At 46.4% G+C, this 16,355-nt stretch carries 15 protein-coding genes; 12 read left to right on the forward strand and 3 right to left on the reverse strand.

Features of this window, described 5'->3' with window-relative positions; translation table 11 throughout:
* Window positions 1–13: 13 nt before the first annotated feature.
* From pheT to RHEIN_RS06545, 10 genes are all read left to right on the forward strand, one after another.
* Window positions 14–2,401: a phenylalanine--tRNA ligase subunit beta gene (gene pheT, locus RHEIN_RS06495; protein WP_008898180.1), complete on the forward strand. Its 2,388-nt coding sequence runs from the start codon at window positions 14–16 to the stop codon at window positions 2,399–2,401.
* Window positions 2,402–2,403: 2 nt separating this feature from the next.
* The gene (gene ihfA, locus RHEIN_RS06500; protein WP_008898181.1) at window positions 2,404–2,700 is read left to right on the forward strand and encodes an integration host factor subunit alpha; all 297 of its coding nucleotides are present in this window, start codon (window positions 2,404–2,406) and stop codon (window positions 2,698–2,700) included.
* A gap of 276 nt (window positions 2,701–2,976) precedes the next feature.
* Window positions 2,977–4,563: a S8 family serine peptidase gene (locus RHEIN_RS06505; protein WP_008898182.1), complete on the forward strand. Its 1,587-nt coding sequence runs from the start codon at window positions 2,977–2,979 to the stop codon at window positions 4,561–4,563.
* A gap of 295 nt (window positions 4,564–4,858) precedes the next feature.
* Entirely contained in the window at window positions 4,859–5,800 is a 942-nt protein-coding gene (locus RHEIN_RS06515) for a YbgA family protein (protein WP_008898183.1), read from the forward strand.
* A 79-nt stretch (window positions 5,801–5,879) separates the two neighbouring features.
* The gene (phrB, locus tag RHEIN_RS06520; protein ID WP_008898184.1) at window positions 5,880–7,313 is read left to right on the forward strand and encodes a deoxyribodipyrimidine photo-lyase; all 1,434 of its coding nucleotides are present in this window, start codon (window positions 5,880–5,882) and stop codon (window positions 7,311–7,313) included.
* Window positions 7,306–7,770: a nuclear transport factor 2 family protein gene (locus RHEIN_RS06525; protein ID WP_008898185.1), complete on the forward strand. Its 465-nt coding sequence runs from the start codon at window positions 7,306–7,308 to the stop codon at window positions 7,768–7,770. Before phrB ends, RHEIN_RS06525 begins: the two co-directional genes overlap by 8 nt.
* 235 nt (window positions 7,771–8,005) lie before the next feature.
* A complete protein-coding gene (locus RHEIN_RS06530) occupies window positions 8,006–9,259 on the forward strand; it encodes an NAD(P)/FAD-dependent oxidoreductase (protein ID WP_008898186.1) in 1,254 nt (417 codons plus the stop codon).
* Entirely contained in the window at window positions 9,256–10,011 is a 756-nt protein-coding gene (locus RHEIN_RS06535; RefSeq protein WP_008898187.1) for a DUF1365 domain-containing protein, read from the forward strand. Before RHEIN_RS06530 ends, RHEIN_RS06535 begins: the two co-directional genes overlap by 4 nt.
* On the forward strand, window positions 10,008–11,252 hold the full coding sequence (locus tag RHEIN_RS06540; RefSeq protein ID WP_008898188.1) for an SAM-dependent methyltransferase: 1,245 nt from the start codon (window positions 10,008–10,010) through the stop codon (window positions 11,250–11,252). Before RHEIN_RS06535 ends, RHEIN_RS06540 begins: the two co-directional genes overlap by 4 nt.
* A 65-nt stretch (window positions 11,253–11,317) precedes the next feature.
* On the forward strand, window positions 11,318–13,717 hold the full coding sequence (locus RHEIN_RS06545) for an EAL domain-containing protein (protein WP_008898189.1): 2,400 nt from the start codon (window positions 11,318–11,320) through the stop codon (window positions 13,715–13,717).
* Between the two features lie 106 nt (window positions 13,718–13,823).
* Here the strand turns inward: RHEIN_RS06545 and RHEIN_RS06550 are convergent, their stop codons facing one another.
* From RHEIN_RS06550 to RHEIN_RS06560, 3 genes are all read right to left on the reverse strand, one after another.
* Window positions 13,824–14,672: a CvfB family protein gene (locus tag RHEIN_RS06550; RefSeq protein WP_008898190.1), complete on the reverse strand. Its 849-nt coding sequence runs from the start codon at window positions 14,670–14,672 to the stop codon at window positions 13,824–13,826.
* A gap of 4 nt (window positions 14,673–14,676) precedes the next feature.
* Entirely contained in the window at window positions 14,677–15,243 is a 567-nt protein-coding gene (locus RHEIN_RS06555) for a YaeQ family protein (protein ID WP_008898191.1), read from the reverse strand.
* A 90-nt stretch (window positions 15,244–15,333) separates the two neighbouring features.
* Window positions 15,334–15,534, reverse strand: coding sequence for a DUF2061 domain-containing protein (locus RHEIN_RS06560; RefSeq protein ID WP_008898192.1), 201 nt, complete (start codon window positions 15,532–15,534; stop codon window positions 15,334–15,336).
* Window positions 15,535–15,685: 151 nt separating this feature from the next.
* On the opposite strand from RHEIN_RS06560, the gene RHEIN_RS06565 reads away from it, so the two are divergent.
* Window positions 15,686–16,054, forward strand: a complete 369-nt coding sequence (locus RHEIN_RS06565; protein ID WP_008898193.1) for a thiol-disulfide oxidoreductase DCC family protein — start codon at window positions 15,686–15,688, stop codon at window positions 16,052–16,054.
* Window positions 16,054–16,353 (forward strand): hypothetical protein, encoded by a 300-nt coding sequence (locus RHEIN_RS06570; RefSeq protein ID WP_008898194.1) that lies wholly within the window; start codon window positions 16,054–16,056, stop codon window positions 16,351–16,353. The genes RHEIN_RS06565 and RHEIN_RS06570 overlap by 1 nt, the downstream gene beginning before the upstream one ends.
* Window positions 16,354–16,355: the final 2 nt, after the last annotated feature.

Consider the following 16,355-nt stretch of genomic DNA (forward strand, 5'->3'; position numbering starts at 1 on the left):
GCGGGAGCAGATAATGAAATTCAGTGAATCCTGGTTACGTGAGTGGGTCAACCCGCAGTTATCGACCAATGAGTTAGCAGAACAAATTTCGATGGCCGGTCTGGAAGTAGACGGTGTCGAGCCTGTTGCCGGTGAGTTTAGCGGTGTTGTAGTGGGCCATGTGGTTGAATGTGGTCGTCATCCGGAAGCCGATAAGTTACAAGTCACTAAAGTCGATATTGGCTCTGGCGAATTATTAGATATCGTCTGTGGTGCAGCCAACTGCCGTCAGGGCTTAAAAGTGGTGGTTGCGACAGTAGGCGCTGTATTGCCTGGCGATTTTAAAATTAAAGCCGCTAAGTTACGTGGTCAGCCGTCCAACGGTATGTTGTGTTCTTTGTCTGAGCTTGGCATGGCCGAAAGTTCAGAAGGCATTATTGAACTGCCTGCTGATGCGCCGCTGGGGCAGAATATTCGTCAGTACCTGACGCTGGACGACAATGCCATTGAAGTGGATTTAACGCCAAACCGTGCTGATTGTTTAGGCTTAAAAGGCTTAGCCCGCGAAGTAGGTGTGCTGAATAACTTAGACGTCAAACAGCCGGACATTGCCGCTGTTGCTGCTACTATCAGCGACATCAAAGGCATTCAGTTATCAGCGCCTCAGGCTTGTCCACGTTATTTAGGCCGTGTGATTCGTAATATCAACACAGCGGCTGTCACACCTTTGTGGATGGTGGAAAAATTACGTCGCTCTGGCATCCGCTCTATTGATGCTGTGGTGGATGTGACCAACTTCGTATTGCTGGAGTTGGGTCATCCAATGCACGCTTTTGATTTAGCAAAAATCGAAGGTGATATTGATGTGCGTATGGCCAAAGACGGCGAAAAACTGGTGCTTTTAGACAGTAACGAAGTGACGTTAAAAGCCAATACACTGGTGATTGCAGATAGCGAAAAAGCGCTGGCTATGGCTGGTATTTTTGGTGGTTTACACAGTGGTGTCACCAAAGACAGCACCGATATTTTCCTTGAAAGCGCATTTTTCTCTCCGGTTGAAATGGCAGGTATGGCCCGTCAATACGGTTTGCATACAGATGCATCACACCGCTATGAACGTGGCGTCGATCCAGAGTTGCAACGCACAGCCATGGAAAGAGCAACAGCTTTGTTGTTAGCTATTGTTGGTGGTGAAGCAGGCCCTGTGGTGGAAGCTGTGTCAGATCAGCACCTGCCAAAAGCTGCACAAATTTCGTTAAGCCGCGCTAAGTTGGACCGTATTTTAGGTATCAGCATAGCGACAGAGACTGTGACTGAAATTTTCCAGCGTTTAGGTATGCAGGTTGAAGTGTCAACTGACCAGTGGCAGGTGACAGTACCAAGCTACCGTTTTGATATCTCAATCCCTGAAGATTTAATCGAAGAAGTAGCGCGGGTTTACGGCTACAACAATATTCCTAATGTAGCGCCACAAGCTGCGCTTGCGATGAGCAAACATCAGGAAAGTCGTATTTCTGTCCACAGCTTACGTGACTTGTTAGTCGCCCGTGGTTATCAGGAAGCTATTACTTATAGTTTTGTTGATCCTAAGGTGCAGGACGCTTTATTCCCAGGTCAGGCGGCTTTGGTATTACCTAATCCAATTTCGGTTGATATGTCGGCGATGCGGTTAAACCTGTGGCCGGGTTTATTGCAAGCTGTGCAATACAACCAGAACCGTCAGCAAAACCGTATTCGTTTATTCGAATATGGCCTGAAATTTATCCCTGATGCGAACGCTGAAGGTGGTGTACGTCAGGTGCCGGTTTTAGGGGGCGTGATTGTTGGCAGTTATGGCAACGAACATTGGACCATGGCTGAGCGGGCCGTTGATTTTTATGATGTTAAGGGTGATGTGGAGGCGCTGTTAAGCTGCACTTCAGCTACAGAGTGTTTTACTTTCGCTACAGGTCAATACAGCGCCTTACATCCGGGTCAAACGGCTCAGTTAAACCGGGATGGTAAAGCTGTAGGTATACTTGGCGCCTTGCATCCGGAAGCGGAACGCAAATTGGGTATCAAAGGCAAAGCCTTTTTATTTGAAGTTGAGCTGGAAGCATTTGGTGATAAACATATTGTTTTAGCTCAGGAAACTTCAAAATATCCTGCAAACCGTCGCGATTTAGCTATTGTTGTGAAATCTGATGTGCGTTTTTCAGATATCCTTGCTACTATTAGAAAAGTTGGCGGAAATCAATTAGTTGACCTAAAATTGTTTGACGTCTACACAGGGCAGGGTGTAGCACAAGGCCATAAGTCATTGGCTATAGCTTTAACCTTGCAGGACAAGGCGCGAACGCTTGAAGATAAAGATATCCAACAGGTTATCTCTTCCGTGGTCGAGGTGCTGAGCAAAGAGTTCAACGCAACGTTGAGGGATTAAGAATGGCGCTTACCAAAGCCGATTTAGCAGAACGTTTATTTACCAAGTTTGGCATCAGCAAGCGCGATGCAAAATTAATAGTCGAATCTTTTTTTGAAGAGATCCGCATTGCTTTGGAAGCAGGCGACCAGGTAAAACTGTCAGGTTTTGGTAATTTTGACCTGCGGGTAAAAAACCAAAGGCCAGGCCGTAACCCAAAAACAGGTGAAGATATTCCTATCTCAGCCCGTTGCGTGGTGACCTTCAGACCTGGCCAGAAGTTGAAAAGCAGAGTCGAAGTAGGCACCGCCAAGAAGTAATGCCTTATCTAGTGGTTAAAAAAGGAGTGTACCTTCAGGGCACTCCTTTTTTATTGTAAAAACTCCCTTTAAGACTGTTCTGATCAGGTCCTGGTGTTGCAACTACAACTCTTACTGTACAAAAAGTCACAAGTTTTAATAAATTCAACCAATTGTAAAGAATATATAATAAATATATAACAATAATATAAAGACTAATCTTTATGCCTTGCTAAGTTTTGAGCCGCAGGATGCAACTTCACATCAAGGACTTCAAAATTCTTACAAGGTACACATATGAAAAATAGAAACAAAGTACTGTTACTGGGAACTGCTGGTTGTTTTGCTTTATCCTTAACTTCAGTGGCTGTCGCTGCTGCGGTGGATGGACCAGAGTTTGTCACTGCTGCCAGTGTTGCTGCAATTGATCCAAGTGATGACAGTACCAAACGTTACATCGTTAAATATAAAGATGGCAGCACAGGCTCTTTACAAAACGGCGCTCAGTCTGCTGCTGCATTTTCAGTGCAAAGAGCTGAAACCTTTGCGCGTAAATACAAAGGCAAAGTGATCAAACACTTAAGTTCAGTGAAATCCAGTGTGCTGGAATTAAATCCACGTCAGTTACAAGCCATGGTGTCGGATCCGGAAGTGCAGTACATCGAAGTGGATCAAAAGCGTTATCTGTTTGATGTTATTACACCCATGGCGCAAAGCACACCTTATGGCATTTCAATGGTTCAGGCCAATCAGGTCAGTGATAACAACGCGGCTAACACCCCGGTTTGTGTTATTGACACTGGCTATCGTCTAAATCATGTCGATTTACCGAGCTCAGGTGTGACAGGCTTTGCGTTTTCAGGCCATGGCAGCTGGTCCACAGATGGCAATGGTCACGGTACTCACGTGGCAGGCACTATGGTCGCACTGAATAACAATGACGGTGTAGTGGGGGTCTTACCTTCAGGTCAGGCTGGGGTTCATATTGTTAAAATATTTAACGACTCAGGCAACTGGACTTTTGCTTCTGATCTGATTGATGGTATTCAGTCTTGTCAGAATGCTGGTGCTAAAGTGGTCAATATGAGTTTAGGAGGCGGAAGTTCCAGTCAGACTGAACAAAGCGCCATGACTAATTTCTACAATGACGGCATGTTACTGATTGCTGCCGCAGGCAATGCCGGTAATACCAGCTTGTCTTATCCTGCATCTTATGATGCTGTAGTTTCAGTGGCTGCTGTGGATTCAAACCGTAATCTGGCCAGTTTCTCCCAGCGTAACGCTCAGGTGGAATTAGCAGGCCCTGGTGTGGCTGTGAGTTCAACCTGGAACAATGGGGGCTACAACAGCATCAGCGGTACCTCTATGGCTTCTCCGCATGTTGCCGGTGTGGCTGCTTTAGTCTGGAGTAACCATCCACAATGTACAGCACCGCAAATTCGTAGCGCTTTACAAGCAACAGCACAAGACAGAGGTACGGCTGGTCGTGACAACTCATTTGGTTTTGGTATAGTTCAGGCCAAAGCTGCAGTGGATTATCTGACCGCCAATGGTTGTAGCGGCGGTGGTGGTGGTAACCCTCCTCCTACAGGTGGTGAAACTTATCCTAATCTCTCCGCCACTACGGGCAACTGGTTACGGGGTTCTTACGTTATCCCATCTGGTGTCAGCACCTTAACCTTTACCATAGCAGGTGGTTCAGGTGATGCAGATTTGTATGTGCGCTACAACAGCCAGCCAACAACCAGCCAATACAACTGCCGACCATACTTAGACGGTAATGCAGAGCAGTGTACTATCACGAATCCGCAAGCAGGTACCTGGCATGTTGGTATCAGAGCTTATTCGACTTTTAGTGGTGTAACTTTCAGTTATTCTTACTAATAAAAAGTTATTTTCGTGCTGATAAAAGCTGCGCCTTATGGCGCAGCTTTTTGCCGTCCAGAAAAATGCTCCGGTCAGTGCGCAGAGCCACTGGCACCCATCCGGGCATTGGCACAGTGTTGGCCGTTTTTTAACCGACTTTGTTATGCAGGCTATAGTCACTGTGTTCCGATCTGAACAAAGGCTCCTGACTAGTGTGTTACTACCAAATATTTTAACTTGCAGTGATCCAATGAAGCTGCTGATCTGTAAACAAATCTAGTCATCTCCGTGATCTTCTTTGTGAGTCAGTATTATGAGTATCCAAATTGGTGTCAGCGCTTGTGTGCTTGGACAAAAAGTGCGTTTTGATGCCGGCCATAAAGCGTCAGACTTCTGCAACAGCACTCTTGCTCCTTTTGTGTCTTATGTGCCGGTCTGTCCTGAACAGGCCATAGGCTTAGGTGTACCTCGTCCAGCTATTCGGCTGCAGCTCAATGCGGATCAGCAAGTGAGATTAGTAAACAGCAAAGACAGCAGCATCGATCACACCGACACCATGGCACAATTTACCGACAAATTGCTGCCGGAATTAAAGCAGTTGTCTGGTTACATTGTCTGCGCCAAATCACCCAGCTGCGGTATGGAGCGGGTGCGTTTAAATGATCAGCATGGCAATCAGTTAGGCAAAGTTGGAGTCGGTGTTTTCACGCAGAAGCTGATGCATAGCTATCCCTGGTTACCTGTAGAAGAGGATGGCCGTTTACTTGACAGCAATTTAAGGGAAAACTTTGTGACCCGCATTTTCGCCTGTCACGACTACCAGCAAATGCTGCAATCGGGTTTTACTGTCGGTAAGTTAGTGGCCTTTCACAGTCGTTATAAGTTTCTGGTGATGGCGCATAGTCCAACAGCTTATCGTGAACTAGGTCGCTTGGTGGCTCAGGCGAAACTTTTTGCTCCAGATGAATTGGCACAGCGTTATTTACTGGATTTAATGCAGGCTTTAAAACAACAAGCGACCCGCAAACAGCAAGCCAATGTGCTGATGCATTTGCAGGGCTTTTTTAAGAAAATGCTCAGTAGCGAAGCCAAGCAGGAATTGCTGAAGCTGATCCATAAATACCGGCAGGGTCATTTGCCCTTACTGGCACCTTTGACACTATTGCGCCACCATTTGTCGCAACATCCGCATCAGTATGTGGCGGCGCAGCAGTATCTGCAGCCTTTCCCCGATGAACTGGGGTTACGCGCCTGATGAATATGACATTTTCTTTGGATTGGCTGCTTAGTGATCTGCAGGCATTTCTTCCCGATGAACTGGGGTTACGCGCCTGATGAAAAACACAGCATTTTCTCTTGTCTGGTTGCGTAATGATTTGCGTGTTTATGACAATCAGGCCTTGTTTGAAGCTTGTCAGTCCGGTTTGCCTGTGGTTGCGCTTTTTGTTGCAACACCTGATAGCTGGCAGCAGCATTTTATGGCGCCCATCAAACAAGATTTTATTCGTCGTCGTGTTGTGCAGTTACAAACTGAGCTGGCGTTGCTGAATATTCCTTTACTGGCGGTTGAAGGCAGCCATTACGATGCTTTACCTGCGCTGCTGCAACAATTTATCGACGCTGGGGCAGAAGCTTTATATGGCCATAATGAATACGAATTACGGGAACGGCTTCGCGACAACAAGGTCAGCGCCACTTTTGCTGATGCCGGCAAAACCAGCTTTTGGTTTGACCGAAAAGCTGTTATGCCACCAGGTTCAATCTTAAGTAAAACCGGGGGTATTTATCAGATTTTTACACCTTTTAAGAAAACCTGGCTGGCGCGTTTGCGTGAAACCGGTGTGCGCTGCTTCCCTAAGCCCAAAGCTTTAGCTGACGTAACGCTGCAATTGCCTGCGTTACCGACGATGCAACGAGGGGATGGCAGTTCAGCAGCTTATGGGGTGGAAGAGCTGAAGGTTCTGGAGCAAATGCGGCAGTTTTGTCGTGACAAAGCGGCTTTTTATCAAACAGAGCGGGATTTTCCGGCTTTAGATGGTACTTCTTCTTTGTCGGCTTATCTGGCGATAGGGGTTGTATCTGCTCAGCAGTGCATCAGTCGTTTGCAACTGGAAGCGGCGAGCGACTGGGACAGAGAAAAATCAGGGGCTTCAGTCTGGCTGTCTGAACTGGTATGGCGGGATTTTTATCATCATATTCTGATGGCCTTTCCGGATTTGATTAAACACAAAGCCTTCCAAAAAGACACAGACGGTATTGTCTGGCCTAATAATCCGCAGCTGTTTCAGGCCTGGTGTGAGGGCAAAACCGGTTATCCGATAGTGGATGCTGCTATGCGTCAGTTGAATCAAACCGGCTGGATGCACAACAGGTTACGCATGATAGTGGCCAGTTTTCTGGTGAAGGACTTACATATCGACTGGCGCTGGGGTGAGCAGTATTTTATGTCGAAGCTGATTGATGGTGATTTTGCTGCCAATAATGGTGGCTGGCAATGGGCCGCTTCTACAGGCACAGACGCTGCACCTTATTTCCGCATTTTTAATCCTGTGACTCAAAGTGAACGTTTTGACCCGGACGGCGTATTTATCAAGGCTATGCTGCCAGAGCTTGCTGATGTGCCAAAAAAGCAAATTCACTGGCCACATCCTTTGCCGCTGTGGAGTGACTATGTCAAACCCATGGTGGACCACAGCAAAGCAAGGCTTCGCACCTTAGAGTTATTTCATACTGTTAAAAAACCGCAGGATAAGTCTGATCATGAATGAACACCAAGCGACAGAACGGCTGGATGAATTTTTGAGCTTTTACAATAACCTGAGCCAGAACAACTTAGACTCACTGCATCACTTGTATGCGGCTAACGTTGAGTTTATCGACCCCGTTCATCATATGCTGGGGCTGGAGCAGTTACAGCAGTATTTTTCTCACGCTTATGCCAGATTAAGCAGTTGTCATTTTGTCGCCACCTCAAAAATAGCGAATGAAAGTCAGGGCTGCCTGAGCTGGATCATGACTTTTACCCATGATGCTATTGGCAATGGTAAAGCGATTTCTGTGCATGGCTGCTCAGTCGTGCACTGGGACAGCGAAGGCAAAATTGCGTACCACAGAGACTATTACGACTTAAATGAAATGGTACTGGAACATATTCCGCTGCTGGGTTGGGTCACAAAAAAAATTAAGCAAAAAATGGCGAATAACGCTTCAACCCAAACAACGTGAAGTTGCAGGGAGGCGACAAGTAATCGAGGCCCCTGGAGCATAGAACCACTATGTGACCGGGGCCAGTGACCGCAGTCAAGGAAGCTGCGGCTTTACGTAAGAACGGCCTTTACCCAAACAACGTGAAGTTGCAGGGAGGCGACAAGCAATCGAGGTCCTGGGAGCATAGGCCACTATGTGACCGGGGCGAGTAAGCGCAGTCAACAATGCTGCGGCTTTAAGTAGGAAGGGTAAAATGAAAATTGCAGTAGTAGGTGGCGGTATCTCCGGCATGATCAGCTGGTATTTGTTGCAGCGCCAGCATGATGTAACCTTATTTGAAGCTGGCTCTTATCTGGGGGGCCATACCGCCACAGTGGATGTGCAGGTCGAAGGGAAAGACTATGCCATAGACACAGGTTTTATTGTGTTTAACAACTGGACTTATCCGCTGTTTAATAAGTTTTTAGCCGAACTTAAGGTGGAATCACAGCCCACCCAAATGAGTTTTTCGGTGAAAAAAGCCGATACGGGTCTGGAATACAATGGTCATACGCTGTCGACTTTATTTGCCCAGCGTCGCAATCTGTTTCGCCCTTCATTTTGGCGTATGCTGCTCGATATTGTCCGGTTTAACAAATTGGGTAAAGCACTGCTGGAGCAAAACCATCCTGATCTGGACTTACTGATTGACGAGTTTCTGGCCAAACACAACTTAGGCAAAGAACTTCGGAATGACTATTTATTGCCGATGGGGGCCGCCATCTGGTCGTCAGGCCTTGCCGATATGCCGTCATTTCCACTGCGGTTTTTCCTGAATTTCTTCAAAAACCATGGTTTGCTGAATGTGGCTGACAGGCCACAGTGGTCAGTGATTAAAGGCGGATCGCGCCAATATGTGCGTGCTTTGCTTAATCGCCTTAATCCAGAGCAGGTACAGCTTAATAGTCCGGTAAAATCAGTCACACGACATGCAGATGGCGTTACGCTGGAGTTTACTGATGGACGCACAGAGTCTTTTGACCAGGTGGTCTTTGCGTGCCATAGCGATCAGGCTCTGGCGCTGTTAAAAGACCCGACAGAGGCAGAGCGTCAGGTATTAGGCGGTATTGCATATCAAAAGAACGAAGTGATTCTGCATACAGACCAACGCATTTTACCCAAACGCAAAGCGGCCTGGGCTGCCTGGAATTACCATCTGACTGGTGACGCTTCCAGTCATGCCACTTTAAGTTACAACATGAATATTCTGCAGGGCATTGAAGCCCCAGTGACTTTTGTGGTGACGCTGAACCATAGTCAGGCCATAGATCAGAGTAAAATTTTAAAACGTTTTCAGTACGATCATCCGGTCTTTAACCACTGCACTATTGCAGCACAGCAACGCCGTGCTGAAATTAATGGTGTCAATAATAGCTGGTTTTGTGGAGCTTATTGGTATAACGGTTTCCATGAAGATGGGGTGCGAAGTGCAGTGGATATAGCCCATGCCATGGGAGTGGAGTTTTGATCCCATCAGGTCATGCGGTATTAACAGGTGAAGTAGGGCATAAGCGCTATCTGCCCAAAGTACATGGTTTTGATTATCAGGTGCATTACTTCTGGCTGGATCTGGACGAACTGGACCGCATTCCGGCTAAAGGCTGGTTATGGTCAAAAGCACGACTTGCGGCCTGTAGTTATCGTCGTGCTGACTATTTACCCGGAGCTGCAGATTTAACAGAAGCCGTGCGGCAAAAAGTACGGGATTTAGGTTTTACAGGCGCTGTAGCTAAAGTCTGCATGATGAGCCCGCTGGCGAACTGGGGTTATTACTTTAGCCCTCTGACGTTGTATTACTGCTTTAATGCTACAAAACAGCTGGTGGCCTTGTTGGCTGAGGTGAGTAACACCCCATGGAATGAACGGCATTATTATCTGGTGCCTGTTGCTGACGCAGAGCGCTCTCATTATCAGCATGATAAAGCCTTTCATGTGTCGCCTTTTAATCCTATGGATATGCAATACCACTGGACGGTGCTGGCTGATGCAGAGCAACTGGAATTAAGTATCACGAATTTTAAAGCAGAACAAAAAGTGTTCAGCGCCTGGTTCCATCTGGCTGTGCAGCCTTTTAATCTGAGTTTGCTTAAAAGCTTACTGATCCGCCGTCCATGGCAAAACGTACAAGTGATGACCCGAATTTATTGGCATGCGATGAAACTGCTGTTCAAAGCAGTACCTGTGTATGGCCACCCTAAGTCAAAGGAAACACCAAGATGACGGTTTCTATTACCGGACAATGCCCTTTTCAAAATTTAAGTTGGTTTGATAAAACCTGTCGTACTTTGGTACTGAAACAGCTCAACCAGCTGCAATACGGCGCTATTTTACTGGTCGAAGGCCAGGAACAAACCTTGCTGGGCGATGGAAGAGGGGAATTGCAAACAACACTTACTGTATTGGATCCGGATTTTTATCAGAAACTTGCCTTTGCAGGTTCTGTCGGGGCCGGCGAATCCTATATTTTGGGTCAGTGGCGCTGTGATCATTTAACAGTGCTGGTGCAATTGCTGGCTCGTAATGCGTCTCTGCTGGATAAACTCGAGTCGGCATGGGCGCGCTTAAGTAAACCTGCCTTAAAGTTGCTGGACTGGCGTAATCGCAATACTAAAGAGCAGTCACGCAAAAATATTTCAGCGCATTACGATTTAGGTAATGCCATGTATCAGTTGTTTTTAGACCCAAGCATGATGTACTCCAGCGCTGTTTATGAAACTGAAAGCTGCACACTGGAGCAGGCACAGCTGAACAAGCTGAAATCTATTTGTGACAAGCTACAGTTAAAACCCAGTGATCATCTGATAGAAATTGGCACTGGTTGGGGCAGTATGGCTATTTTTGCCGCCCGCAATTACGGCTGCAAAGTCACCACTACTACTATTTCCCGTGAACAACATGACTATGCGGCACAACAAATCCGTGAAGCTGGATTGGAATCACAAATTACCTTGTTATTTCAGGATTACCGGGATTTAACCGGTACTTACGATAAGCTGGTGTCTATAGAAATGATTGAAGCTGTGGGCGATGAGTTTTTAGATCAGTATTTTGCCAAATGCTCAAGTTTACTCAAAGACGATGGTTTGATGGTGTTACAGGCCATCACCATAGCCGATCAGCGCTACAGCCACTATGTCAAAGAAGTTGATTTTATTAAACGCTACATTTTTCCCGGCGGTTGTTTGCCATCGATACAGCGCATGAGTAATGCAGTGGCAAACTACACGGATTTAGCTCTGCGTCAGGTACAGGACATAGGTCTGGACTATGCCCGAACCTTGCAGGACTGGTGTCACAATTTTATGGCGTCACGCGATAAATTACATCAATTGGGCTATGACGATCAGTTTATCCGTCTCTGGCATTTTTACTTGTGTTACTGCGAAGGCGGCTTTTTGGAGAGAGCCACCAGTGCTGTGCATTTAGTCTTCACTAAACCTTTGAATAGGAACAAAATCTAACTTTTCGTTGCTTATTAAAGCGCGGTCGTCTATAACTTTCTACGTATTAATGTAGTAGAGTCTGTATGACGACCGTGACCACTTCACTGCCCCAAACTGATATCAGTGTTCTTCACGCTCAACTCCAGCTGTTACAGCAAGAAAATGCCAGACTAAGCTTAATTAATCAGTTTGCCATTGATCTGCATGAGTTGACGGGCGCGGATGACATTCTTAATTATGCTGCAAAACATGTCGTGGCAGGCTTAGGCTTTGTCGATTGTGCTATTTTTATTCTGGCACCGGATCGACAAACACTGGTGCGTAAAGCAGGCACAGGTACCCGCGATTTACCTTCCCATTTAGGCATAGCTGAATTAAAAATTGGTCATGGACTGGTGGGTTATGCCGCCAGCACTAAAGCGTCTGTGCTGGTGTCTGATACCCGGAATGATCCTCATTATCTGGCTGATTTAGTGCCCAGCTTGTCGGAGCTGGTTGTGCCTATTCTGGATGGTGATGAGGTGTTGGGGGTGATTGACTGTGAACACTCTCATATTAATTATTTTACCCTTGAACATCAGCAAATTCTTGAAGTGGTGGCCTCTATTCTGGCCAGTAAACTTCGAAAGGCGCAGATGCTGGATACTCTCGAGTCGTCAGTCAGTAAACTTGAATATGCAGAGCGCTTACAAAAAGCCTTATACGAAATAGCCTCCTTCTCTTATTTTGCCAACGATTTCTCCGGTTTCTACAAAAGAATGCATCAAATCGTGAATTCACTGATTTATGCGCCAAACTTTTTTATTGCTTTGTACGATGATGAAGCCGAGTTGCTACAATTTCCATACTTCGCCGATACCGAAGATGATTTACATCCCGATCAGGTCTTTGGCAAAGATGTACTGGAACACAGCCTGACGGGCCATGTGTTTCGCTCCAATAAGCCGTTATTGATCCTGCGGGAAGAGATAGCGGCCTTTGAGCAAGAGTATGATGTTAACTCATATGGTTCTGAGCCTGAAGCCTGGTTAGGTGTGCCTTTTCAGTCCAGTGAAACAGTGCGTGGTGTAGTGGTGGTGCAAAGTTATGTCGCCAATATTCAATACACAGAACGTGATCTGGAGCTGATGATTTTTGTCTCCCAGCATATCTCCAACGCGCTGGAGCGGGTATTCTCCGAAAAACGTTTACAGCATCAGGCATTACATGACGCTTTAACGGCTTTACCCAACCGCAGTCTGTTGATGGACAGAATTGGTCAGGCGTTTAAACGAATGCAACGTTTTCCAGCCAACCATCTGGCGGTGATGTACCTGGATTTAGACCGTTTTAAAACCGTCAATGACACTTTAGGTCATCAGGTCGGCGATGATTTTCTTATTCAGGTTGGACGGGTGCTGAAGCAATGTATGCGTCAGACCGATACACTGGCACGTTTAGGCGGCGATGAATTTGCCGTGGTACTGGAGGATGTGGCAGGGCTCTCTGATGTCACAGAGGTAGCCCAACGTATTATTCAGGCGCTGCAGCAACCTTTATTGGTCGGGGAGCATACGCTGCTAACCTCTTGCAGTATTGGCATAGCGCTGGCTAATTCAGGGGATCAGCTGCAGTCAGCGGACGAGCTTATTCGCCGCGCTGATATCGCTATGTATCAGGCCAAACAGGATGGCCGTGGTGTCTACCGTATTTATTCAGCAGATATGCAGGCGCAGGAAAGTCAGGAGTTCAAATTAGGGCTGGAAATTAAAGCGGCTTTGGCGCAGCAGCATTTTATGCTGCATTATCAGCCTATTATCTGCCTGGAGACAGACGACACTCTGGGCTTTGAGGCGTTAATTCGCTGGACTCACCAGACTCAGGGCGTGATCACGCCGGATCAATTTATTCCTTTTGCCGAAAAAAACGGCTTGATAGGGCTGATCGACCATTATGTATTGTCGCAAAGTATCGAACAAATCCGTCTGTGGCGACAAAATTACGGCACGCCTTTTTATGTCAGCGTTAATGTATCAGGTCTGGCATTCTCAGAGCCTGATTTTGCCACTGCAGTGATCCAGAAACTGGCGGACGCTGATGTTCCAGCCCGTTATCTGGCGATAGAAATTACAGAGCGGGCTTTGATTGAAAATATCGATCAGGCGCGTTTGTGCTTAAAACAGCTGCGTCAGCATGGGGTGAAAGTACTGCTGGATGATTTTGGCACCGGGTACTCCAGTTTAAGTTATCTGAATGAATTTAAACTGGACGTGCTAAAAATTGACCGCTCTTTTATTGCCAATATGAAACCCCGGATCCAGGATAACCCTGTGGTTAATACTGTGATTGCTTTAGCTAAAACTTTGAATTTAAAAGTAGTGGCAGAAGGAGTGGAAACCAGTTTACAGCGGCAGTTATTAAAAGAACTGGGTTGTGATGCCGGGCAGGGCTATTGGTTTGCTAAGGCTTTGCCTGCAGCCGATGCAATCAAATGGCTACGTTAAACACTTCGTACTTAAAGCTGCAGCGTTGTTGGCTACGCTACTCGCCCCAGTCACATAGGACAACTATGCTCCTGGGGTCTCGCTCACTTGCCGCCTAGCTGCAACTTCAATTACTTTGTGTTTGGTTTAGGCGGATGGCCTCTGCTTCAATAACGATTTGGCCAGCTTTATATAAAGCACCTATGGCTTGCTTAAACATCTTTTTACTGACACCAAACTCACCGTAAATTTGCTCCGGCGTGCTTTTATCCGATATCGGCAAGCTGCCGCCTTTGTGCTTTAGGCGCTCTAAAATCACATCAGTAAAAGCCTGAGCTTTTTCATAACCAGGTTTGTCCAGCATCAGATCAATACGGAAGTCGTCACGCATTTTCTGCACATAAGCTGTGCCTTTGTAGCCGATACGCAGGGGTTTAAATACCTGATTTTTATACAATAAGCCCCAGTGCTGATGATCCACTACTACTTTGTAGCCAAGATCAGTCTGAGACGCGACATAAAACTGTACTTCATCGCCTGGTTGATAATCCGGCGTGTCTTTGCCTATGTATCTGTCCAGCTTGGCTGAGGCGACAATGCGGTTACTTTTATCAACATAACAGTACACCAGATAATATTTATCCAGTTGCATCGGAATTTGTTGTTCGCTAAAAGGCACCAGTAAGTCTTTTTTCAGACCCCAGTTTAAAAAGGCACCTACTTTGGTGATAGCTACAGCTTTGAGCTGTGCAACCTGACCGACCATCACATAAGGTTTTTCTGTAGTGGCAATCAGCTGATCTTCAGAGTCCAGATACAGCAGTACTTCAAGCACTGTACCAATCTCTGTGCCAGCAGGCACATAACGTTTAGGTAATAAAATATCACCCCAGCTTAAGCCATCTAAGTAAACGCCAAATTCGACCTGCTTTTTGACGGCCAGTTTGTTCAGTTTGCCTAAAGCGAGTTGGGTCATGTGATTACTCCGATGCCAGCAAGGCTGGGGTTGACTGTTGAATAAATTGTAGTTGGACCTGTACGCTTTGGGCTGAATTGCCAAACCAGATCTGGCCTTCATTAATAGTGCATTGTAGCTGCATGCTTCTGTCGCATAATTTCGCAAGCTCTGCTGTATCCGCAGGAGACACCGCTACTATGGTCAGGTTTTTTAACTGACTCAACGCTTTTTGCTCCGAGCTGTACCATTTATCGACAGCAGTACCGCCGTAAGCGAGCAGTAACAATTGTTGAGTTTTATGACTGGCGCGGCGTAAACGTTTTTCTTCCGGCAAACCCAGCTCAACCCAGAGCTGATAATCACCTGTCAGATTTTGGCGATACAAAGCCCCTTCATCCTCATCAGAAATACCTTTACCAAAGCTCAAATCTTCATGGGCACACAAGGCAAAAGCCAACAAACGTAACATCATACGCTCTGTGGTTTCAGAAGGGTGCTGGGCAAGTGTCAGGTTATAGTCCTGATAATGATGGCGTGACATATCCGCCACAGCAAGGCTTGCTTTAAAAATGGTCGCCTTTAAGGCCATAACAAATCCGCAGTACAAATCAAAAGGGCGCTAGTGTACCTTGTTCGTCGGAATAATGCAGCTTGTGTGAATAGCCTGAGGTGAAGCTGCTCAGGCTTGCAGTTGATGCTGCAGTTTTTGCCGCAGTGCTATACGGTTCCAGGCTTTTTCATGAAAGAAGTAAGCGACAGTATTGATCGCAGGCTCTATAGTCGCGACTAAACCACCCACCAGCAAATCACCAGTTAACAGGTAAGCTACGCTAAAAGCCACAGTAAAATGCAGCACGGCAAAAGTCATTGTTTTTAACATGGTATGGCTCCAAAGATCTGAATGTTCATCAAGCTTAGCTTGCTGTACTTGGCATCGAAAACGAATTAATCCAATCGCCGTTATCGTTTTTTATGTTCAACCGATCTTAAAACCACAGGTATGCGTATTAAAGCAGTAACAGGAGCATAAAATGAAATCACTTGAAGTTTTTTACGATGGCGGCTGCCCTTTGTGCCGACGGGAAATTGCTTATTTTCGTGCTTTGAAAAGCCGGGTGCCTGTGATCTGGCTGGATTTAACCGATTTAAATGCAGAGCTGCCAACAGAGCTGGACAGATGTAGCGCGCTGCAACGCATGCATGTACGGGTTGACGGACAGAGCTATTACAAAGGGGCAGCTGCTTTTGCCATGCTCTGGTCGCAGTTTGCGTATTGGCGTATGCTGGGGCTGTTTTTAAGAATTCCGCCCTTTACCTGCTGCGCTGACTGGCTTTATCGCATTTTTTTGAAGATAAGACCGCATCTTCAGCGCTGGGTACGAACACAGGAGAAACCCTGATGGGGTTAGATTGTCGTGAACTTTTGGATGTCAAAGAGTATGAGTTTTTAATCAACTGGTTTATGCGTCAGCAAAAGCAGCACCAGTTGGCTGAATTGAACGAACCATACAGTTATGATGGCTATTCTTTGTATGATCAAAAAGTGAATCAGCTGATTGCTGAAGCCAGCATCGCCTTTGTAGAGACGTTCCAGCGGGAAGCACCAGCTTTGGTTTTTACTAATTTATTTCATTTGGCTGAGCTTGAATTGCAGGGCAAACGTGATCGATTGATCAAAGCGCCAAAAAGGCTTCAATAGGT

Source organism: Rheinheimera sp. A13L (assembly GCF_000217935.1).
In the GTDB taxonomy this organism is placed as follows: domain Bacteria; phylum Pseudomonadota; class Gammaproteobacteria; order Enterobacterales; family Alteromonadaceae; genus Pararheinheimera.